The sequence below is a fragment of the Massilia sp. Root335 genome, from assembly GCF_001425685.1.
Classification (GTDB): Bacteria; Pseudomonadota; Gammaproteobacteria; order Burkholderiales; family Burkholderiaceae_D; genus Telluria; species Telluria luteola.
Window position 1 is genome coordinate 474 of record NZ_LMCY01000026.1, and the last position, 2410, is coordinate 2883.

The 2410-nt window shown below is 66.9% G+C and carries 1 protein-coding gene; it reads right to left on the reverse strand.

Translation table 11 applies throughout. The annotated features are described in order from the left end of the window. Positions 1-151: 151 nt before the first annotated feature. A complete protein-coding gene (locus tag ASC93_RS14125; RefSeq protein WP_056443006.1) occupies positions 152-2314 on the reverse strand; it encodes a sialidase family protein in 2163 nt (720 codons plus the stop codon). Positions 2315-2410 lie beyond the last annotated feature (96 nt).

Here is a 2410-nt window from a genome sequence, read left to right on the forward strand (position 1 = left end):
CGACCGGCACGGCGGCGCGGCGCGAAGAGATGTTCGAGTTCATGGGGGGACGGGTAGTGATGTTCGCGGCATGTACACCGCGAACGCGGTTGACAAAAACTGAAGGCCAGGCGCTCGACAACATTGCGCCCGGCCCCTTCCTGCATGACGATCAGTTGCTGTAGAGCAGACCGCGGCCGGTGCCGGAGACGTAGATCCGTCCGTAGGTGTTCCAGTCGCCGGCCATCATGCCGATGCCGCCGAACTGGTGCGCGTCGTCGTTGAAGCGCGTCCAGGTCGCGCCGGCATCGTCAGAGCGATGCACGCCCCACACGCCGTCGATCACACCCACGACGTAGACGGCAGCGGAGTACGGCGCGCCGGCTTTGGCCTTGCCCAGCGCGACGATGCTGGCGCCCTGTACCTGGGCCCACTGATTGCCGGCAAAGATCGACGCGAAGTTGCCGAGCTTGGTCCAGGTCGCGCCCGAATCGGTCGAGTGGTACACGGTGTTGCCATCGGCCAGCCAGAGGTCGCCCTCGGCGTTGGGGTTCACCGCCAGCGAGGTGTTCGCGAAATAATTGGGGGCCAGCCCCGCGGCCACCGAGCCCTGGCTCAGCGTGAACGTATGGCCGCCATCCGTCGACACGTAGACCTTGCCCGGCGTGCCCCACCAATGGCCACCGGAATCGTAGGCATAGACCTTGTTCGGGTTCTTGCGATCTGCGACCAGGTGGTAGGCGCGGGGGAAGACGGTGTTGATTGCCGGCAGATCGGTCGGCACCCAGGTAGCGCCGTTGTCCGTGGTGTACGACGGCACCGAGTTGCCGGGCGCCCAGACCGCCTTGTTGCGCCCGGTGACCGCGATGCTCGCTTCCTGGTTCGTATTGGTCGCGGCGCCGGGCGCATAGGTGGCGAACTTCGCCCAGGTCTTGCCGCCGTCGCCGGACCAGACGCCGTAGCTGGTGTTGTTGCCGAGGACGGCGCCGATGGCGGTCATGTATTGCGGATCAGACCATGCCATGTCGGCGGCGAAGCCGTTGCTCCAGCTGGTGGCCGGCGTCAGGGTCGGCTTGGTCGCGAGGTTGGTGTGCACCCAGGTGCCGACGTCACCCGAACTGTTGATCACGGTGTACGTTGCGCCGGCCGGCGGCGTGGCCAGGCTCAGGACCGCGGTTTCCTCGATACCGTCGATCGCCTCGTTCCAGCTCGGCGTCGAGGAGGAGGCGTTGCGGGTCTCCCAGACCCCGCCGCCATGGACGTACAGGATGTGATCCCGGTTGGAAGGATCGATCTCGACGTCGTCGGGCCATCCCCAGAACGACGCGTCGGCCGGCGTATGCGGCATGGCGGCCGCGATTTCGCGCCAGTTCCCGCCGGCGTCGTCGGACAGCTGGATGATTTTCTGGCCGCTGAAGCTGCCCCAGGTGTTGGTCACACCCAGCGCAATGCGCGTGGCCGGGCCGGTGCCCGAGACGGACAGGCCGCCGTAGCCGGCCGAGTCGTTGCTGTCGAGCAGAGTCCAGTTGCTGCCGTCGAACTTGTAGAGCCGGGCGGGACCCTCGGCGCCTGGTCCGGACGCCTTGGTGAAGACAACATACAACATGCCGTCGGCAGCGCGCACCACGTGCGGGATGTGATAGCCGGAGATCGGGGTCGTGACCGCGGCCCACGACGTGCCGCCGTTGGTGGACTTGTACAGGTTCGAGGCGAGGCCCGCCGCGCTGACGTAGTCCGGCGCGATGGCTACGTAGATAGTCTGGGTGGCCGTGCCGCTCCCCTTGGTGTTCGTGTCGAACACGACCGTTTCGATGCCCATCCCGCTGCCGCCGGCGGCCTTGACCTGGTCCGCGTTCATCGTGACGGACGACAGCGCCGTGACCTGGGCCCACGTGTGCCCTGCGTCCGTGCTCTTCCACAGGCCGGCCTGGCGCGAGCCGTAGAACAGCGTCGACGGCTTGTTGGGGTCGACCATCATGCGTTCGCCCATGGCACGGCCGGGATTATTGCCGCCCAGCGCGAACGGCAGATCGTAGTGCGTCCAGGTGTCGCCGCGGTTGCTCGAGATATAGATGCGGCCATTGCCATCGGCCGTGTACATGCCGGCGGCCATGTAGACCCGCTGGTCGTCGTTCGGATCGAGGGCGATGCTTTCGATGCCGTGGAACCGGCTCTCGGCACCGCCGAAGCCCAGGCCGTCGGTGATCGGCGTCCAGGACGACGTGGCCTGGTTCCAGCGATAGGCGCCGCCGACATCGGTTCTGGCGTACACGAGATTCGCGATGGTCGGATGGAAGACCAGGCCGGTGACGTAGCCGCCGCCGCCCCACTTCACACTGCTCCAGGTGGCAGCCGTTGCGGCCCCGGACGTTGGCGTTGGCGTTGGCGTTGGCGTTGGCGTTGGCGTTGGCGTTGGCGTTGGCGTTGGCGT